This is a genomic window from Flavobacterium rivuli WB 3.3-2 = DSM 21788, assembly GCF_000378485.1.
GTDB lineage: Bacteria > Bacteroidota > Bacteroidia > Flavobacteriales > Flavobacteriaceae > Flavobacterium > Flavobacterium rivuli.
Genome location: NZ_KB899967.1, coordinates 106,418 through 125,633 on the forward strand (window position 1 = coordinate 106,418; position 19,216 = coordinate 125,633).

Annotated in this window: 15 protein-coding genes; 9 read left to right on the top strand and 6 right to left on the bottom strand. The window is 38.2% G+C overall.

The features are described from left to right. Positions 1–47 precede the first annotated feature (47 nt). From F565_RS0103915 to F565_RS0103930, 4 genes are all read right to left on the bottom strand, one after another. Positions 48–1,001, bottom strand: a complete 954-nt coding sequence (locus tag F565_RS0103915; RefSeq protein ID WP_020211895.1) for an AAA family ATPase — start codon at positions 999–1,001, stop codon at positions 48–50. 95 nt (positions 1,002–1,096) lie between these two features. Continuing rightward, complete coding sequence (locus F565_RS0103920) at positions 1,097–2,509, bottom strand: peptidylprolyl isomerase (RefSeq protein ID WP_020211896.1); 1,413 nt, start codon at positions 2,507–2,509, stop codon at positions 1,097–1,099. Further along, complete coding sequence (locus tag F565_RS0103925; RefSeq protein WP_020211897.1) at positions 2,493–3,344, bottom strand: peptidylprolyl isomerase; 852 nt, start codon at positions 3,342–3,344, stop codon at positions 2,493–2,495. Before F565_RS0103925 ends, F565_RS0103920 begins: the two co-directional genes overlap by 17 nt. Then, on the bottom strand, positions 3,344–5,350 hold the full coding sequence (locus F565_RS0103930; RefSeq protein WP_020211898.1) for a peptidylprolyl isomerase: 2,007 nt from the start codon (positions 5,348–5,350) through the stop codon (positions 3,344–3,346). The genes F565_RS0103925 and F565_RS0103930 overlap by 1 nt, the downstream gene beginning before the upstream one ends. A gap of 296 nt (positions 5,351–5,646) precedes the next feature. Between F565_RS0103930 and F565_RS0103935 the strand changes: the two genes are divergently transcribed. Beyond that, complete coding sequence (locus F565_RS0103935; RefSeq protein WP_020211899.1) at positions 5,647–6,039, top strand: membrane lipoprotein lipid attachment site-containing protein; 393 nt, start codon at positions 5,647–5,649, stop codon at positions 6,037–6,039. A 77-nt stretch (positions 6,040–6,116) separates the two neighbouring features. Here F565_RS0103935 and F565_RS0103940 read toward each other — a convergent pair whose 3' ends face one another. Then, a complete protein-coding gene (locus tag F565_RS0103940) occupies positions 6,117–8,021 on the bottom strand; it encodes an OmpA family protein (RefSeq protein ID WP_020211900.1) in 1,905 nt (634 codons plus the stop codon). Positions 8,022–8,031: 10 nt separating this feature from the next. Beyond that, complete coding sequence (locus F565_RS0103945; protein ID WP_020211901.1) at positions 8,032–8,967, bottom strand: PorP/SprF family type IX secretion system membrane protein; 936 nt, start codon at positions 8,965–8,967, stop codon at positions 8,032–8,034. Between the two features lie 186 nt (positions 8,968–9,153). On the opposite strand from F565_RS0103945, the gene F565_RS0103950 reads away from it, so the two are divergent. From F565_RS0103950 to F565_RS0103990, 8 genes are all read left to right on the top strand, one after another. Further along, positions 9,154–10,743 carry a peptide chain release factor 3 gene (locus tag F565_RS0103950; protein ID WP_020211902.1) on the top strand — a complete coding sequence of 530 codons (1,590 nt, stop codon included), beginning with the start codon at positions 9,154–9,156 and terminating at the stop codon, positions 10,741–10,743. 481 nt (positions 10,744–11,224) lie between these two features. Continuing rightward, positions 11,225–12,835 (top strand): tetratricopeptide repeat-containing sensor histidine kinase, encoded by a 1,611-nt coding sequence (locus tag F565_RS0103960; protein WP_154652528.1) that lies wholly within the window; start codon positions 11,225–11,227, stop codon positions 12,833–12,835. Continuing rightward, a complete protein-coding gene (locus tag F565_RS0103965; RefSeq protein ID WP_020211905.1) occupies positions 12,828–13,496 on the top strand; it encodes a response regulator in 669 nt (222 codons plus the stop codon). Before F565_RS0103960 ends, F565_RS0103965 begins: the two co-directional genes overlap by 8 nt. A gap of 224 nt (positions 13,497–13,720) precedes the next feature. After that, positions 13,721–14,197 (top strand): hypothetical protein, encoded by a 477-nt coding sequence (locus F565_RS0103970; RefSeq protein ID WP_020211906.1) that lies wholly within the window; start codon positions 13,721–13,723, stop codon positions 14,195–14,197. A gap of 174 nt (positions 14,198–14,371) precedes the next feature. Next, complete coding sequence (locus F565_RS21160; protein ID WP_020211907.1) at positions 14,372–16,843, top strand: DUF2339 domain-containing protein; 2,472 nt, start codon at positions 14,372–14,374, stop codon at positions 16,841–16,843. Next, complete coding sequence (locus tag F565_RS0103980; RefSeq protein WP_020211908.1) at positions 16,830–18,065, top strand: discoidin/SUN/FTP domain-containing protein; 1,236 nt, start codon at positions 16,830–16,832, stop codon at positions 18,063–18,065. The genes F565_RS21160 and F565_RS0103980 overlap by 14 nt, the downstream gene beginning before the upstream one ends. A 71-nt stretch (positions 18,066–18,136) precedes the next feature. After that, entirely contained in the window at positions 18,137–18,745 is a 609-nt protein-coding gene (gene udk / locus F565_RS0103985) for a uridine kinase (protein WP_020211909.1), read from the top strand. A gap of 116 nt (positions 18,746–18,861) precedes the next feature. Continuing rightward, a complete protein-coding gene (locus F565_RS0103990) occupies positions 18,862–19,215 on the top strand; it encodes an FtsB family cell division protein (RefSeq protein ID WP_020211910.1) in 354 nt (117 codons plus the stop codon). Position 19,216 lies beyond the last annotated feature (1 nt).

The following is a 19,216-nucleotide window of genomic DNA, read 5'->3' on the forward strand; positions in this document are numbered from 1 at the left end:
AACAATCAGTTTAGTATACATGATGCCATATAAATAAAAAAGCTGTTCTAAAACAGCTTTTGAATTATCATTTCTTCGGTAATACCTTCGGCATCTGCCTTATAGTTTTTAATAATACGGTGGCGCAGTATTCCTGTAGCCACGGCCTGTACATCTTCTATATCCGGGGAGTACTTTCCTTTTAATGCTGCATTGGTCTTAGCAGCAAGGATAAGGTTTTGCGAGGCACGCGGCCCTGCGCCCCAGTCTAAATATGTTTTAACATAATCGTTGCTTAACGGGTTGCCCGGCCTGGTTTTATTTACAAGCGTTACGGCATATTCTATAACATTATCTGCCACGGGTATGCGACGGATAAGGTGCTGAAAATCGGTAATTTCCTGTGCTGTAAACAATGGGTTTACAGTAACTTTAGTATCTGCAGTTGTACTTTTTACCACCTGAACCTCCTCTGCAAACGTAGGATAATCAAGCTTTATGGCAAACATAAAACGGTCTAACTGTGCTTCCGGCAGCGGGTAAGTTCCCTCCTGCTCTATTGGGTTTTGCGTAGCGAGTACAAAATAAGGCAGATCAAGCTTATGGTGGTGCCCGGCAATAGTTACTGCTTTTTCCTGCATGGCCTCAAGAAGTGCTGCCTGGGTTTTAGGCGGCGTACGGTTAATCTCATCGGCAAGTACAATGTTAGAAAAAATAGGGCCTTTTAAAAATTTAAACTGCCTGTTTTCATCCAATATCTCACTTCCCAAAATATCACTCGGCATAAGGTCGGGCGTAAACTGTATACGCTTAAAGTTTAACCCCAATGCCTGCGATATGGTGTTTACCATTAGTGTCTTAGCCAATCCCGGCACACCTACTAAAAGGGCATGGCCTCCGGCAAAAATGCTGAGTACTATCTGGTTTACAACTTCGTCCTGTCCTACTATTATTTTTGCTATCTCCTGTTTTAAAGCGGCCTGTTTAAGAACTAAATTTTGTATAGCTGCTACGTCTGACATAGTGATTTCTGATTAAAATTAAAGCTAAGGGTATCCTTAGCTTCAAACTTATAAATAATTTTATTGTTTACCTAAATATTAGCACACAAAGGCTTTTATTTTTTAACCCAGTTATTGGCAAATTTACAATCGCGGTATTCGCCGTTTACTTTAATATAAGTGTCCTTAATTTTTTCTGCACTCCATTTTGCAATGGTTTTAATTTGTTTTTCTTTTAGTGCAAGTTCTTTTATTTTAGTGTAATCTTTTGCATAATCAGCAGCATGCTCGTTGTAACGGTTAGTAACTGTAAGCAACTTATAGCTTTGTGTACCGCGCTGGTCTGTATCCAATATAGGCTCAGATACCTCATTGTTTTTAAGATCTGCAACCTGGTTGTATATTGTAGGATCCATTTTTGTAAGCTCAAAACGGGTTTCAAGTGTACGTGGGTTCATTAATAAACCGCCACCGTTACGCGTGTCTTTATCATCAGACTCTGATCTTGCAGCATCGGCAAAACTAATTTCGCCGCTTGTAATTTTCTTTCTTATGCTTTCGGCTTTTTCTTTAGCAGCCTTAAGTGCCTCCGGTGTAACCTTTGGCGATATTAGTATATGCCTTACATCCAGCTCCTGCCCCCTTATCTTTTCTACATAAATAAGGTGAAACCCAAATTCAGATTCTACCGGATCTGATATTTCTCCTTCGGCAAGGCTAAAGGCTGTATCCTTAAATTCCTTTACAAATTGTGTCTTACGCGTAATTTTGTAAAAGCCACCGCTTGACCTCGAGCCCGGATCTTCTGAATAAAGTACTGCCTTACTGTAAAAACTGGATCCATCCTGCACATCCTTCTTTATTTGCTTAAGCCGGTCTATAACAATTTGCTTTTCTGCCTGAGAAATTTTTGGCTTAATAACAATTTGCGCCACCTCCATTTCTGCACCAAAAACAGGCAGGTCTTCTTTGCTGAATTTTGCATAAAACTGCCTTACCTCTTCAGGGGTTATCTCTACCTCATCAATAATCTTTTTTTGCATCTGCTCTGTAAGCTTCTGCGTTTTTATCATTTCAAAAAGCTCCGTTTTAAAACTGTCAAGGCTTTTCTTTTTAAAATAGGCCACCATTTTATCTGCAGATCCTAATTGCTCTACAAAGTAGTCTATCTGGCGGTCCATAGTTTCATTAACCTCTGCATCGTGTACAATAATACTATCCTGTATGGCCTGGTGGGCATACAACTTATCTTCCATAAGTTTACCTATAAGTTCGCAGCGGGTAACATCTGCGGTAGGCACATTTTGCGCCTGCATTTCCTTATACATAAGGTCTATATCGCTGTCCAGAACCACATAATCGCCCACAACAGCTACAACACCATCTACCTTTAGCTTGTTTCCTGCAGTATATTTAACAGGCTTTACACTATCTTTAGGCGTGTTAGGTATTATTTGCTGGGCAGCTGCCGATATCCCAAAAAAAGCAAGGGCTACGAGCAATGCTATCCTGTTATTTATAAATTTCATATTTGTTATTTTTAATCGCGTCATCCGTAATTTCTTTTTGGAATTTCTTTATTAACTCCAGTTTCCTGTTATTTATTATAACCTGCTGTAAAGTTGGCTTTATATATTCAAAGGGTGCAATCTGGTTCCTGTCTATAACCTTTGTAACTTTTACCATATAAACATCCAGAGAATCCGGATATTGAAATGACGTACCGCCATGCATATACTTATCGCGGTTATCGGGGTTTATGAAAGGTAATTTTTGGTAAATGCTGTTCATATCTGTCCAGATGCTGTCGTTAAAAGCATAGCTTTTAAACTGCAATGCCATTTCGTTAAGCGTCTTAAGGTCTTTTTTATTACCGCTTAAAAAACGCTGACGGGCAAGGCTAAACTTTGGATGCTCCTTATCCATACGGATATATTTAAGGCGCACCAGCGTACCTGTAGTCCTGAAGTTTTGTTTATTGGCATTATAATACTTTACAAGCTCTTCCTGCGGCACAACGGTATCTACACTTTGCTTTACCATTTCTTCCAGGTAGGCTTTAGTATAAAGATCTGTAGTATATTGTTTTATAAGCCCGTCTAATTCCTGTTGTTTATCAGCTCCAATATTTACCACCGCAGCATCATACATTAACTTTTGCGAAGCCCAGCGGTCTATATAGCTTTTTATAATAGCAATACTATCCTGCTTACTTGTACCTTCAGGCACAATACCTTTAAGCTCTTCCCTGTCCAGGTAGGCACTATTTACCCTTGCGGCAGCCGTATCCGGCCCGGCTTCCTGCTTTTTATTGCAGGAAAACACAACAAGTGCAAAAAATAGTAACAGTGCCTTTCTCACCATTATTGGTTAAGCTCTTTTTTTACTTTATCAAAAACTTCATTATTTACCTTAACGGTAAACTCTTTCTTTAAATCATCCACCCATGTATTTTCAAGATACTGCTGGTAATCATTTACTACGCGCCCTTTAGCTTCATCAAGTGTTTTGGCACCTGCAGGAAGTACCTTAGTAGTTTTTACAACATAGTAATAATTACCCTCTTTAATAATACCGGATACTCCTGTTTTCCATTCGGCCTGTTTAGGCAGGGCATCGCTATCCTGGTCATAAGTACCCGTTTTTTCAATTACGTTTACTTTATCTTTAGTGTTTAGCTTGCCTTTAATAAAAGCAGCGTCTTTCTTTTTAAGAAGATAATCTCTTGTTTGTCTGATATTCTTTTCGCTTGTAGATGAGTACACCTCTGCCGCTACCCTTGCTTTCCACTGATAGTCTGCACTATGCGCATCATAAAACTTCTGTATACCTATAGTATCATTTTTGGCTTTATCCCAAATTTCTTTTTCCATAAGGTCAAATAACAAAAGGCCGTCACGGTACTCTTCCATCACCTGCTCAAATTCCGGGAACTCTTTTTCAAGGTTGTCGTTATAGTATGCATTAAGCTGCTCGTCTGTATAACGGTTAATAAGCACCTCTGCCGCCGCCGAAACCGGTTTTGCACTAATACCTGCCCTTTGCTGCGCATTTACATACTCAAGAAAATCTTTACCTGTAAGTTTTTTATCGTTGTTTATGGTAAGCAATGTTTTGTTGTAAGGTTCCAGGTTAGCCGGCGGTGTCCAGCCCATAGTATAAAGACTGTCGGTAAGGGTTTTAACAACCTGCTTGTACATATCTTTATCTCTTGTTACGGCAAACTTAGCTTTTATTTTTTCGTTAAGCGACTGTGTAATAAGACGTGAACGCTCGTCTCTTTTTATCCTTGTTTCAAAATCAGCTTTTACATCTTCAAACTTCTTTACCGGTTTTCTCTCTACAAGCTTAACAATATGCCAACCAAACTGTGACTCGAACGGTGCAGAAATTTGTCCCGGAGTGGTTAACGCAAAAGAATTTTCTTCAAACTCCTGAGAAGTAAGTTCACCAGAGCTAAAGCTATTTAACTCTCCACCTTTATCTGAGCTTGATTTATCTTCGCTAAACTGTTTTGCAAGAGCAGCAAAATCTTCGCCCTGTTTTAGTTTTTTATAAATATCGTCTACTTTGGTCTTTGCTTTAGCAGCTGCAGTAGCATCGGCCGTTTTTGGCTTCATGATCATTATGTGTGCCACAGTAATATCGCCACGGTTATCCCTAATGTCGTTTACTTTTACAATGTGGTAGCCAAAACGCGTTCTTGTAGGTTTAGACACCCCTCCTTTAGGTGTGTTGAATGCAGCATTTTCAAATGGGTATACCATCCTGAATACTGAAAAATACCCAAGGTCGCCCTGGTTTTCTTTTGCAGATGGGTCTTCAGATGTTTCTGCGGCAAGCTTACCAAAATCTTCTCCGGCAGCAGCACGCTTGTAAATTGCCTGCGCTTTGTTATATGCTTTAAGGGTATCTGCAGGGGCAGCATTTTCATCGGCCATAATTAATATGTGCGACGCTTTAATTTCTTTTAGCGAGCGATTGTAAGCTTCCTGTACCAGCTCTGTAGTTACTTTACTATCTGTAAGGTAATTTTTAGCAAGCTGGCCGCGGTAACTTTTAAGTTCGCCCTGGTACTTTTTATTGTTTTGCAGGCCCAGTTTATTAGCTTTATTTACTTTAAGCTTGTAACCTACAAAAAGGTCGAGGTAATTGTTAAGGTCTTTTTGCGAATCGTCTTTAACAAGGTCGAGGTTTTTGTTGTAAACCCTCACAAACTCGTCTGTGTAATACTGTTTTTCGTTAATTGTAAAAAGAACATCTTTTTTAGGAGCCGGAGCTGCCGTGGTTGTAGTTTCTTTAGATGATTTGCAGCCCGAAATAAGTAATGCCGTAAATAAAAGGCCGGAAAGAACCTGTTTTAGTCTCATTATAAAATTAATTTATATGCTTAAATACCGTTAGTAAACGTATTAAAAATTAAAAAATTATGATCGCTCATTTTTTGCAACTCACAAAAGTAAGCATTCGATGGTATTACGCAATAAATATTTGTATTAATATGAAGGCATACTAAATCTAAACTTCATTTTTTATTAAAAAAATTCAGACGGCTATTCCCGTCCAAACAAATATAAGTCAGGCTTAGCTCATAATTATCTGAAAAAGATTAAATTGCACGCAACCTGTTTACCTTTTTTGCATCTATACAATAAACCATACCACCATGAAAAAAATAGTCTTCTTTCTTACATTTGCTGCGCTTGCCATTACAGGCTGCAGCAGCGATGACAATGCAAACATTGAAATATTTGCCGAAACTCCGGATTTTATTGGCACATGGATAGAATCCGGGCCAAATCCAAGTAATAATACACTAATTTTTACGGCAACCACCGTAGAAATCTATTCCAGGTTATTTGAAAACAGTAATACGTATAATTATACTTTCGAAAACAATACATTACACTTAACCCTTCCCGGAAGCAATTATACATCTCCGCACAATGTTACACCGGTAAACCACAGTATCATGAAGTTAAGCAATATGTATATACAGGATGCTTCTATAAATTCGCCACCTATACTTACAACTTTCGAAAAGCAATACCCGCTTTAATATTTTATGTAATCCAGTAAAAAAGCAGCAGATCTTTATAGACTTGCTGCTTTTTTATTATCAAAGTCCAACCGATATTATTTCTTCACTATTATAAAGTCTGACCTTCGGTTTAGTTGGTGGTCTTCCTCGCTGCATTCTACCCCGTTAGCGCACTTGTTTATCAGGCGGCTTTCGCCATAGCCTTTTACACTTTCTATACGTTCCGGTGCTATGCCTTTTGCCATAATATAGCTGTAGGTAGATTTTGCCCTGTCGTCGCTAAGCTGCATGTTATACTCATCATTACCTCGCGAATCGGTATGCGATTCTATTTTAATTACAATGTCAGGGAAATTTTGCATTACATATACAACCTTATCCAGTTCGGCAGCAGCCTGTGGCCTTATATAATATTTATCAAAGTCAAAATATATTGGGTTAATGGCTACTTTTTCTACATCGCCGTCTTTTACAATAAGGTCGTCATATTTAGAAAGCTCTATTTCGCCCTTCCCGTTAGGCTTACCTGTGGTATAGTCCGGTTTTTTACCTTCTACAACGGCTTCGGTTCCGCAGGGAATTGTAATAATGTAAGTACCATCGGCCTTAGAGGTATCTGTATACCCCGACCCATTTACCTGTGCCTTAACGGCAACACCTTCTATAGGCTGGCCTGTTTTCTTATTAATAACCCTGCCTGTAACCAACTGCCCACAAGGAGCATTGTTAGCACGGGTAACATAATAAATATCATCGTCGCCCTTACCCCCTGCCCTGTTAGACGAAAGGTAACCAAATGCTCCATCTTTACTAACTATATAAGCAAAATCGTCAAGATTGCTGTTTATGGGTTTGCCAATGTTTTGCGGTTCGGCAAACTGGGTATCACCTGTTTTTTTACTGGTAAAAACATCGAGTCCTCCCAGGCCATAATGCCCATCTGACGAAAAATACAGCACCTCATCATTTATAAACGGGAACATTTCCCTGCCCGTGGTATTAATGGTTGGGCCTAAATTTTTGGGTTTACCAAGTTTACCATCGCTAAATATTTCGGCTATATAAATATCAGTTTCTCCTAACCCTCCGGGCATGTCTGACACGAAGTAGAGCCACTTACCATCGGCACTAACAGCAGGCTGCCCTACCGAATAATTTTTATTATTAAAAGGTACACTTTCGGGCAATGTAAGTTCCCCATTTTGTACCTGTCCTTTTATAAGTTCTATATTGTTAGTGCCATTAGCACCATTTTCAAGCCTGTCGCTTTTAGTAACATTATTGGCACTGTAGTATGCCGTTTTTAAATCGGGCGAAAAAGCCGGAGCTGCATTGTGGTAATTGGTTTGGGCTTTAGGCAAAAACTTTTGCTCGTTTATAAATGCCCCGGTTGTAGTATCTCTGTCGGAGACATATAAGGTTAAAAAAGGCTGCTCGTTCCAGGAATATACCCTGCCGTGCCCTTTTATACTATCCTTACCCGATGCATAAACTATTTTATCGCCGTAAAAAGAAGTGCCAAAATCGGCTTTATTAGTATTTACGGCGAGGTTTTCTACCTTATAAACAGGCAGATTCTTATTAAGGCTGTCTAAATGTTGTTTTTGGGTTATTAATTTTTGTTTAAACTTTTTACTGCCTTTTTTATCAAGGTATTCCCATAGCAGCTGGTCTGCTTTTTCATAACGTTCCTCTCCCCTTAAAGATAATATGTATCTCCCGAAATGAGTTTCGTCCATTGCATCTTTTTGCAATTCATACAATTTATCATACCACCGTACCGCACTTGCCATTTTACCTGTATTATAATAAGAATCTGCAGTATTGACAATTGTTTCCTGTTTTGGATTTTTTGCATCAGCAAGATACTCCTCATACAGTTTTGCAGCTTCGGTATAGGCAAACTCGGCAAAAAGCTTATCGGCCTTATGCAGTTTTTGCTGGGCAAATGCCGGTAGCACGCAAAGCAAGAGTAATATTAAGAGTAACTTTTTTGTCATTGTAGTTCTTTTAAAAAAACCTGGGCGATTTTATACGGGTGGCTTTTGGTACTATCTGGAACCTAATCATTATTTCGTGCGACCCGTTATTGTATTTATTAAGGTCGGTTGTAGAATAGTCATACGAGTATCCCACAAAAAAATTCTCTGTTACCTGTACACCTGCAAGCGCGCTCACGGCATCATTCCACCTGTAAGCAGCACCAAGCGTAACTATCTCCTGCAATAAAAAGTTTGCCGAAACATCTACGGTTACCGGTGCACCCGATACTACTTTAGCCAATGCAGCCGGTTTAAACTTAAGGTTGTCGCCAATATTTAATACATAGCCAGCCATTGCATAATAGTGCAACCTGTCAGACGTTATGCTTTCGCGGATGTCATCGTAAATATTGGTCCGGATAAAATTAGGTACAGAGATACCTGCATACCACTTATCAGTATAATAATAAATCCCCGCCCCTATTGCCGGTGCTATCTTATTATTAATGTTTGTATTTAATAACGGGTCGCCTTCCTGGTAGTAGCGGCCTCGCGACCAGTCTATACTTAGCACCCGCGCCCCGGCTTTAAGCCCAAAAGCCCATTTGCCGTTTACACCCGTGGGTATACTGTATGAAAAATTACCATCGGCATATACCTCATCGCTTGGGCCAAGCCTGTCGTTAACCACGCTTAAACCTATACCTATATTATCGTGCGTTTGAGAGTAAGGTGAATGTATGCTAAAAGACTGTGTGCGTGGTGCGCCGGGAATACCTACCCATTGCGACCGTTGCAGCAGGTTTGCCTCAAGCCCGCCGGTAGAACCGGTGTAGCCCGGGTTTACAACCAGTGTATTGTACATGTATTGTGTATATTGCGGGTCCTGCTGTGCAGTAGCACAGGTTGCTGTAAATAACAGCAGGCCGAAATATGTTTTAAAAGATGCAAATGCGCTTTTCATACACGTAATATTGTAAACCTTTTAGCAGTAGGTTTGTAAAAATAGTATTTTACTTAATAAAGTAGTGCAAATTTTGTTGCTTTTTTAAAAATGTAACGTAAAGGCTAATGCAAGTTACATTTCAAATTTTCTCATTAATAATATATAACCTATTTTTGCACCCGCAACAAACAATTGTTAAGACGGATGAGTTTTAAAGACGAAATTGAGAGAAGGAGAACATTTGGCATTATATCTCACCCCGATGCCGGTAAAACCACACTTACAGAGAAACTTCTGCTTTTTGGTGGTGCTATACAGGAGGCAGGTGCGGTAAAGAGCAACAAGATAAAAAAGGGTGCCACGAGCGACTTTATGGAAATTGAGCGCCAGCGTGGTATATCAGTTTCTACATCGGTGCTGGCATTTAATTATAAAGGCAAAAAAATTAATATCCTGGATACTCCCGGCCACAAAGATTTTGCCGAGGATACTTTTAGGACCCTTACTGCCGTAGACAGCGTTATAGTTGTAATAGACGTTGCAAAAGGTGTTGAGGAACAAACCGAAAAACTTGTTAAAGTATGCCGCATGCGCAGTATACCCATGCTTGTTTTTATTAATAAAATGGACCGCGAAGGTAAAGATGCGTTTGACCTGATGGACGAGGTAGAGCAAAAGCTTGGCCTAAGGGTTACCCCATTAAGCTTCCCTATTGGTATGGGGTATGACTTTAAGGGTATTTACAACATCTGGGAAAAGAACATTAACCTTTTTAGCGGCGACAGCAGGAAAAATATTGAGGAAACCATTGCAATATCCGATCTTAATAACCCTGAAATAGATGAGCTTATAGGCGAAAAACCAGCCACACGCCTGCGTGAGGAACTGGAACTTATAGACGAGGTGTACCCGCCATTTGACCGTCAGGAATATCTTGATGGTAACTTACAGCCGGTATTCTTTGGTTCGGCATTAAATAACTTTGGTGTGCGCGAACTTTTAGACTGCTTTATAGAGATAGCACCATCGCCAAGGCCTAAGGACAGCGACACCCGCCTTGTAAAACCTGATGAAGATAAATTTAGCGGCTTTGTGTTTAAGATACACGCCAACATGGACCCTAAACACCGCGACCGTATTGCGTTTGTTAAAATAGTATCGGGCATGTTTGAGCGTAACAAGCCTTACCTGCATGTGCGCCACAATAAAAACATGAAATTTAGCAGCCCCAATGCTTTTTTTGCCGAGAAAAAAGAAATTGTAGACATTTCGTATCCCGGTGATATTGTGGGCCTTCATGATACCGGTAACTTTAAAATAGGCGATACCCTTACCGAGGGTGAAAATATGGGCTTTAAAGGTATACCAAGCTTTTCGCCTGAGCATTTTAGATACATTAATAATGCCGACCCTATGAAAGCCAAACAGCTTGAAAAAGGGGTTGACCAGTTAATGGACGAAGGTGTGGCACAGCTGTTTACACTGGAAATGAATAACCGTAAAGTTATAGGCACCGTGGGTGCATTACAATATGAGGTTATACAATACAGGCTGGAGCATGAATATGGTGCAAAATGCAGCTACGAAAACTTCCCTGCATATAAGGCTTGCTGGCTAAAACCGGATGACCCTAAAAATGAAGAATTTGCAGAATTTAAAAGGATAAAACAAAAGTTTTTAGCAAAGGATAAATTTGGCCAGCTGGTGTTTCTTGCTGATTCTGAATTTTCTATACAAATGACACAATCAAAATATCCTTCAGTAAAATTATTTTTTACGTCGGAGTTTGAATAAAATTCCTTAAATTTAACAAGACACAACGCCGATATTAGTAGGATTGTTTAATCACAATGTTACGTCGGCGTTTTTTTTTAGGTGATAAACATCTGATTAAATGTGTGATAAAACAACATCTTGTAAATAAATACTTATTTTTTATTTATACACATTATAAACAATCGTTAATACTGTGTTAAAATTTTAACTTCGCTTCTTTACGAAGCGAATTGGCGCGAGTTTTGCAAAACGGCAGGAAGCATCCCTTAACAATAAGGAACGTTCTTAAAATTTTGCAACACACTATGATATATTTTTTTACAGTAACCCCGGTACTATTAAGCATATATAATGCTATGGGTACTATTACATTTAATTCTTTATCAGTTTGCGATAAATGAAAATAAAAATTACAATAGTTACTCTGCTAATTTTGTTAATAGCTGCAGGCTGTACATACAGCTTAAGCAGTAATGGGGACAATTTAAATGCAGATCAATTGAAATCTAAAGCTATGAAGCTGGATTCTGTTGCATCAAAATGGCAGGTAAATAAACTTACCGATAGTGCCTTTTTTTATTATAATGCTTCGCACAAGGCTTATCTTGAACTTAATGACTCTGCAAGTGCTGCTAACTCGCTATTTTCAATGTCCGAGATACAGTTTGCCGCCGGCGATTACCCGGGCAGTGAAGCCTCTGCTGCTAAAGCTTTAAATATATACGAAAGCTTTAAGGACACTAAATTCCTTTTGCGTGTTTACAAACATCTTGGCGCAACGCATAAAGAATTATCCAATATTGACTATGCTATTAGCTATTATAAAAAAGCCAGCGAAATAGAAAAAGATGCATTCGAAATTTTAAAACTACAAAGCATCATGGCCAGGTTATATATTGCCAAAAGCGATTACTTTACAGCCCTGGAGTTGCTTAATAAAGCATTAAAATCTGAAGCTATAGATAAAGACCCTGCCGTAAAGGCTACAGTACTGGACAGGATAGGATATGCCTCTTTTAAACAAGGCAACAGCAACAGCCTTAAATTAATGAACGAGGCCTTAAAAATAAGGCAAGGTATAAACAATATAAATGGCTTAACCCTTAGCTACATACATCTGTCTGAATACTACAACTCTATAGACCCTGAAAATGCTAAACTTTATGCATTAAAGGCTTATACAATTGCATGGCAATCTTCTAACTACAAGATAAAGCTTCGCTCGCTTTTAAGGCTAATAGCCGTGAGTGATGGTAAAGATGCCGATATGTACACCCATCATTATGCAATTTTAAAAAACGATGCCGACTTGAGTGCACAGGCTATTGAAAGTAAATTTAAAAAGATGCTGGATGCCGCCGCCCTAAAAGCAAATGACCCGGAAGACATTGCTAAACTGGAAGTAAGTAAAGACAATAATAAAATACTTACCCTGGCGCTTGTGGCAAGTATATTTTCATCTGTACTTCTTTTTTACCAGCTTACACAAAGGCATAAAAAAGAGCGCCTTCTTGATGCTTATGCTGCAGAGACCAGGCTATCTAAAAAAATACATGACGAAATAGCCAATGAACTTTATGGCACACTCCACTATATAGAGCATGAAGATGTGGTATCAGGATCTAAAAAAGAAAAACTTATAGAACAACTGGATAATATTTACTTAATGACCCGTAACATATCCAGAGAAAATAATGATATAGATACAGGGTTGCGTTTTCCTGTACAACTCAAACTCATGCTTGCAACTTATTCAAATGACGGCGTAAACGTAATTGTTAAGGGAATCTCTAAAATAAACTGGGAAAAGATAGAATCTATAAAAAAGATAGCAACATACAGGGTTTTACAGGAACTTATGGTTAATATGGACAAGCATAGCAAAGCCACAGTTGTACTTATAGATTTTAGTACAGAAAAAAATAAAGTTAAAATTATATACTCAGATAATGGCATTGGAACAGACTGCCCCAAAATAAATTTAAAAAATGGTTTGCAAAATGTGGAAAACCGTATGGTTTCTATAGGTGGTAGTATTAGCTTTGATTCTAAGTCTGAAAAAGGATTTCATCTTACCCTAACCTACCCTTTGCCTATTTTATATGTTTAAAAAAATATTAGTATCTGAAGACATAGACAGCATAAGTTTTGGCCTTGTATCAATACTGCAAAAAAATTACCCGTCGGAAATTCGCACCACTAAGTATTGTGATGATGCACTCTTAAAAATTAAGGCAGCATTACATGAAGGCAAACCTTATGACCTCTTAATAACAGACCTTTCTTTTAAAGATGATTACCGTGATGTTAAACTCTCATCTGGCGAAGAATTAATTGAAGCCGCGAAGAGTGAGCAGCCCGGCCTAAAAATTATTGTGTACTCAATTGATGACAAACCATACAGGATAAAAAACCTGTTTGATAAACATAAGATAAACGCTTTTGTTGCCAAAGGCAGGGATAGCAGTACCGAAATTATTGAAGCAATGGATATTGTTCATGATACTGATACTATATACACCTCTCCGCAACTATCTCATATTGCAAGGGATATGGCTATACTCGAAATTGACGAAGATGATATAATTCTCTTAAAATATTTATCTGATGGACGTACACAGCCAGAAATAAGTGAACTGTTAAAAAATGCTGGAAAAGCATCATCAAGCACCAGCAGTATAGAGAAGAGAATCAACAAATTAAAAATTTATTTTAAAGCAAATAATGCCATACACCTTATCTCTACGGTTAAGGATATGGGAATTATTTAACATTTAACTATTTTCACAAATTATCAAAAATATTTTAACATATATTTAACATTAGTTTACGGAAACCCGTAAGGCTATCTCTTAATGAGGAAGTAACTTTATTAAATAAAATATAGATAAAAAGCAGCTATTTTGAGCTTCATTTATCGATTTATTAAATATAAGCCAAATTCTTACTAATACTATAATGAGATAACATTACCGCTAACCCAAAATTAATTGCTATGAAATATATAATTGTTAAAGGAGCTAAAAGCGCAGGTAAATCTGAGACCATAAACGAGGTATGCAGAAGATTAAAACCGGAATCTATATCAAAAGTATATTTTACCGAAGCAGGAAAAATACACCTTCAAAAACTATTCTCTACATCAGATCTTAGTGATGGCACTTATATAATTACTGTGCGCAAAAAAAACATATTGCTTGTAAGTGGGGCACCCACACAGCAAAGGCTTAGCATTACAACCATATTAGAGTCTGTAAATAATTTAAATATGAGCCCCGATTTTGCAATTATTGCAATGAGGGGACTCGAAAAATTAAAGAATTTTTCTACTGCAAAGGAGTTAGAGCGATTTGGAAAATGCATATACGAGACAAAAATATGGAGAATACCATCTCATAAATATAACCTTACAGAGGAGTGGAACAAACGTATCTCTTATCTTACAGCAATTACATTACATAATATTACCTAACACAATAAATGCTCCAGTAAACGGAGCATTTATTGTGTTTGCCTACTGCAACAATTTAAAAGCTTTAGCAATAGAGCCTGCATAATTTACAGCGAAAACTGTACGTGTAATAAATATACTTTAAACCATGTTAATTTATAGTATATTTACAAATACAGATAACGTTATAGTTTTATGGAGATAGTTTTACTTATTGCACTTATTATAGTTATTGTTGTTACCATAAACTCGCTGTCTAAAAAAATAGACCGCCTGCAGGATAGCTTTTATGAGGTAAACCGAAAACTTGACCATTATAAAAAACTGGCAGAGTCTGTAGAGAAACCTGCCCTCAACCCCATCCAAAAACAGGAACCTGCACAAACCAAACAACCTGAACCACCTGTTGTCCCTGTTGCTCCTATTCCCGAGAGGCCGGCTGCACCGGTATACACTCCGCCACAGCCTGCACCACCTAAACCTGTAGTGCCTTTAGAGCGTGTTGCTGCTATAAATGCTCCTGCTCCGGCACCTAAACCCCATATAGTTTTACCACCCAAAAAATCGTGGTGGGAAAACTTTAAAGAACAAAACCCCGATCTTGAGAAATTTATTGGCGAGAACCTCATCAATAAAATTGGGATACTCATCCTGGTATTAGGTATAAGCTACTTTGTAAAATTTGCCATAGATAAAGACTGGATAAACGAACCCGCACGTGTGGGCATAGGCATACTTGCAGGAGGCATTGTAATGATGGTAGCGCACAAACTGCGTATTAACTACAAAGCCTTTAGCTCTGTACTGGTTGCAGGTGCCATCTCTATATTTTATTTTACAATTACCGTAGCATTTCATGACTATCATTTATTTAGCCAAACGGTGGCCTTTATAATCATGGTTGCCATTACAGGCTTTAGTGCATTTATATCTGTAAACTATAACCGTGCAGAGCTGGCAGCATTATCGCTTATAGGCGGCTTTGCAGCACCTTTTATGGTAAGTACCGGTAGTGGCAATTATGCTGTACTGTTTAGTTACATTGCCATATTAAATATCGGGATACTGTCTATAGCCTATTATAAAAAGTGGGCTTTTATAAATGCGCAGGCATACATTTTTACAGTACTGCTCTTTGGCGCGTGGCTGATTAGCATAGAAGATTCAGAAAATCCTCCTTATGCCGGTGCATTAATGTTTGGCTTTTTGTTCTACCTGATATTTACCCTTATGAATATCATTAACAACATACGCAATAAGACTGCTTTTACCAAAATGGAACTTACCATACTGGTAAGCAACACTTTTTTATTTTATGGTGCAGGCATGTTTATTATAGACCGTTTTATGCCGCAATACAAAGGCATGTTTACCTTACTGCTTGGTGTATTTAATTTTGTTTTTGCATGGCTATTGTACAAAAAACTGGCAATGGACCAAAAAATTATTTACATACTTATAGGCCTTACCTTAACCTTTGTAACGCTAACCATACCTATACAGTTTAACGGCAATTACATTACACTTTTTTGGGCGGCAGAAGCTGTATTGCTATTATGGCTGGCACAAAAATCGCGTATAGAAAGTTTCAGGTTTGGGTCGGTTATAGTGCATGCACTTATGCTTATAAGCCTTTTAATGGACTGGGCAAACCTTTACCGTGGCACTGAATCGCTCACTCCTGTAATTAACCCTGCTTTTTTAACGGGCTTGTTTGCTATAGCATCGTTACTCGCAGCATTAAAATTAGTAAAACGTGATACAGGTACTTATAAACTGTACGGCATTACATTTAACATAGGGGCATATACTAAAGTGTTGCAAATTGTAGCTATGCTGTTAGTATATATAGCCGGATTTATAGAGCTAAACTACCAGGCGGTTATTTACCTTGAGAGTATATATGCAGTATATAGCCTGTTGCTAATTTACCATCTTACCATGAGTATATTATTTATACAGTTTTATACCAAAAACGAACTAACACAAAAAATTGGGTCGGCTATAGGGATTTTCAATGTGGTAACATTTATACTATTCTCTTCAAGATATGCGTACTACGAGGTAGAAGATTATTTAAACACTGCTATAGCCTATAAACTGGCTTACTGGCTTCATTTTGTAGCACTGGCACTTGTGTTTTATACCGTTGCATTAGTGTATAAATTGAATCAAGAAACTATAAACACCCGCAAAAGCAAAGGTATCCTGCCCTGGATAGGTGTATTCCTACTTGTATATCTTGCCAGTAGTGAACTCATGCTGCACTGGATCGTGATTAGCATAGACCCTGTAAAAGCGATACCAAACTCTTTCGCCTTAAGTGCAGACACAGCTATAGATGTTATGCGTACACAGGTTATAAAAACAGGCTACCCTGTGCTATGGGGTATTATTGCAGGTGTACTACTAGTATTTGGCATAAAAAAACAATTAAAAAACGTTCGGATAACTGCATTGGTATTACTTGGGCTAACTATTGCCAAATTATTTATTTACGACATTAGGAATGCATCCGAAACCGGAAAGATTATAGCATTTATTTTACTGGGAGTTCTTATCTTAGTAATATCTTTTGTATACCAAAAACTAAAATTATTAGTCATTGCAGATAAACCCGAAGACACTACTAACAACACTACGACCACTAACGATGAAAACATTTAAAATAGCCCTGCTTTTACTGCTAAGCTTTAGCGGTTTTGCACAGCAGTTTACCGTTTCGTCTAAAATATCTAAAGTAAAAGCCACCGGGCTGCACAACATTGCCTTAACGCCCGATTTTCGGTGTTATGCCGATGGCAACCTTGCAGGCATACGCATATTTGACAGCAATAGTAAAGAGGTGCCTTATATATTAAGCAGCCCCGAAAAGATAAGGATAGAATCCGGTTTCGAGAAATTTCCGCTACTACTAAAGAGGATTGCAGCCGACTCTGTTTCTCAGGTTTTTATAGAGAATACATCCGGCACAAAATGGAATGAAGTAACACTTGTCATTGCAAATACAGATGCTGTTAAAACCTATAGCATAAGCGGTAGTAATGATAATAGCGAATGGTTTGGCCTGGTAAATAACCAAACGCTTAGCGGCCTGTACAGCCATGCCGATACTATGGTTTATAAAACCTTACCCCTGCCGGTTAATACTTACAGGTATTTAAAAATAGAGTTTAACGATAAAACGTCGCTTCCTCTTAATATTACAGGCGCCGGCAGGATAACCGGTAAACCTATTGCTGCAGCTCTGGTAGAGATACCTAATGCCCATGTTAAAGTTACAGAGATGCTGCTGGAAAAAAGGACCCGCGTTACCGTAACCTTTAATGATCCTGTTATTATAGACCAAATTGCCTTTAACATTACAAATCCACGATTGTATAACCGCAACGCAGCATTATTTGTATCACGCAGCCATACAGTGCGTAAAAAAACAACTACTTATCTGGAACAGGAACTTGCCTTCACACTCAATTCTGCAAATAAAAACATAATCAGCAACCTTAACCTTATAGAGAACAAGGTAGTTATAGATATTGAGAACAAAGACAATGAGCCTTTAGAAATAGCATCGGTAAAACTGTACCAAATGCCTGTAAATCTTATTGCTAATCTTACAGCGGGCGAAAACTACAGTGTTATGGCAGGAAACATACAACTGCATGAACCGGATTATGACCTTAAGGATTTTAAAAGCCAGATTCCTGCCGTATTGCCACAGGCAACCCTTAGCAAGCCGGAACCTGTAAATGCAAAACCAAAAGGTATTAATGCCGATAAAAGCCCCTGGATTATGTGGGCATGTATAGCGGCAGGAGCACTTATATTGTTTTATTTTTGCTATAACCTTGTAAGAGACATGAAAAGCAGCGAAAAAACTCATACATAAATAAGTTGCCGGGCAACGGTGTAAACCGCCTATAATTGTTATTTTTGCAGAAACAAAAAACAATCTTTTAAATGCTTATTATCGGAATTGCAGGCGGTACAGGTAGCGGTAAAACAACTGTGGTGCACCAAATAATGAATCAGTTGCCACTAACCGAAGTGGGTATTATATCTCAGGATCATTATTACCGCGAGAATAATAACCTTAGTTATGAAGACCGTGCCAAAATAAACTTTGACCACCCCCGTGCCATAGATTTTGAATTGATGACAGAGCATTTAAAAGAATTAAAGGCTGGTAATACCATTCCGCAGCCTGTGTATTCTTTTGTTACACATAACCGTACCGATGATACCATTCTTACCCACCCACGTAAAGTAATGATCGTAGAGGGTATATTAATTTTAGCTGATGCTAAGTTGCGTGACCTTTTTGATATTAAAATATTTGTTCACGCCGATAGTGATGAAAGGCTTATACGCCGCTTAAAACGCGACATTGCAGAGCGCGGCCGCGATATGGAAGAAGTACTAAACCGTTACCAAAACACGCTAAAGCCCATGCACGAGCAGTTTATCGAGCCCACAAAAGCATACGCCGATATCATCATTCCGAATGACAAATACAATACCGTAGCCATAGATGTTGTTAGGGCGGTTATAAACCAGAGAATTCTTTAATTTCAGATTTTTGATTTCAGATTTCAGATTGCCTACAGGATGTCAATAACATTATGTAATTATACTATATCAAAAGCTTTAAAAGCATTACTTTGTAATTCAGGATTTTTTAGATTATGAATTTTTTCAGGAAAATAACAACCCGATATCCCTTCTTAGCGTTTTTAAGTAACCGCTATGTGCTGGTGCTTATTTTTGTTGCGGTTTGGATAACCTTTCTTGATAATTATTCGTATTTTGAGCATCAGGCGCTTAACAAGGAAATTGAAGAACTGGAAGATAATAAAGAATATTATATTCAGGAAATCAAAAAAGACAGCACCAGTATAAAGCAATTAAAAAATGGGGAGCAGACTGAAAAGTATGCCCGTGAAAAATATTTTATGAAGCGCGATGATGAGGATATCTATATAATAGAATTTGAAGAAGACGCTAAAAAAGCCAAAGACACTACAACCACCGAATTATAAA

What these genes read in the sequence shown, in the direction of transcription:
- F565_RS0103935 (WP_020211899.1), top strand. Translation starts at nt 5,647, where the DNA reads ATGAAAAAAATAGTCTTCTTTCTTACATTTGCTGCGCTTGCCATTACA.
- F565_RS0103915 (WP_020211895.1), bottom strand. Translation starts at nt 1,001, where the DNA reads ATGTCAGACGTAGCAGCTATACAAAATTTAGTTCTTAAACAGGCCGCT.
- F565_RS0103970 (WP_020211906.1), top strand. Translation starts at nt 13,721, where the DNA reads ATGAAATATATAATTGTTAAAGGAGCTAAAAGCGCAGGTAAATCTGAG.
- F565_RS0103920 (WP_020211896.1), bottom strand. Translation starts at nt 2,509, where the DNA reads ATGAAATTTATAAATAACAGGATAGCATTGCTCGTAGCCCTTGCTTTT.
- F565_RS0103925 (WP_020211897.1), bottom strand. Translation starts at nt 3,344, where the DNA reads ATGGTGAGAAAGGCACTGTTACTATTTTTTGCACTTGTTGTGTTTTCC.
- udk (WP_020211909.1), top strand. Translation starts at nt 18,137, where the DNA reads ATGCTTATTATCGGAATTGCAGGCGGTACAGGTAGCGGTAAAACAACT.
- F565_RS0103950 (WP_020211902.1), top strand. Translation starts at nt 9,154, where the DNA reads ATGAGTTTTAAAGACGAAATTGAGAGAAGGAGAACATTTGGCATTATA.
- F565_RS0103990 (WP_020211910.1), top strand. Translation starts at nt 18,862, where the DNA reads ATGAATTTTTTCAGGAAAATAACAACCCGATATCCCTTCTTAGCGTTT.
- F565_RS0103980 (WP_020211908.1), top strand. Translation starts at nt 16,830, where the DNA reads ATGAAAACATTTAAAATAGCCCTGCTTTTACTGCTAAGCTTTAGCGGT.
- F565_RS0103930 (WP_020211898.1), bottom strand. Translation starts at nt 5,350, where the DNA reads ATGAGACTAAAACAGGTTCTTTCCGGCCTTTTATTTACGGCATTACTT.
- F565_RS0103940 (WP_020211900.1), bottom strand. Translation starts at nt 8,021, where the DNA reads ATGACAAAAAAGTTACTCTTAATATTACTCTTGCTTTGCGTGCTACCG.
- F565_RS21160 (WP_020211907.1), top strand. Translation starts at nt 14,372, where the DNA reads ATGGAGATAGTTTTACTTATTGCACTTATTATAGTTATTGTTGTTACC.
- F565_RS0103965 (WP_020211905.1), top strand. Translation starts at nt 12,828, where the DNA reads ATGTTTAAAAAAATATTAGTATCTGAAGACATAGACAGCATAAGTTTT.
- F565_RS0103945 (WP_020211901.1), bottom strand. Translation starts at nt 8,967, where the DNA reads ATGAAAAGCGCATTTGCATCTTTTAAAACATATTTCGGCCTGCTGTTA.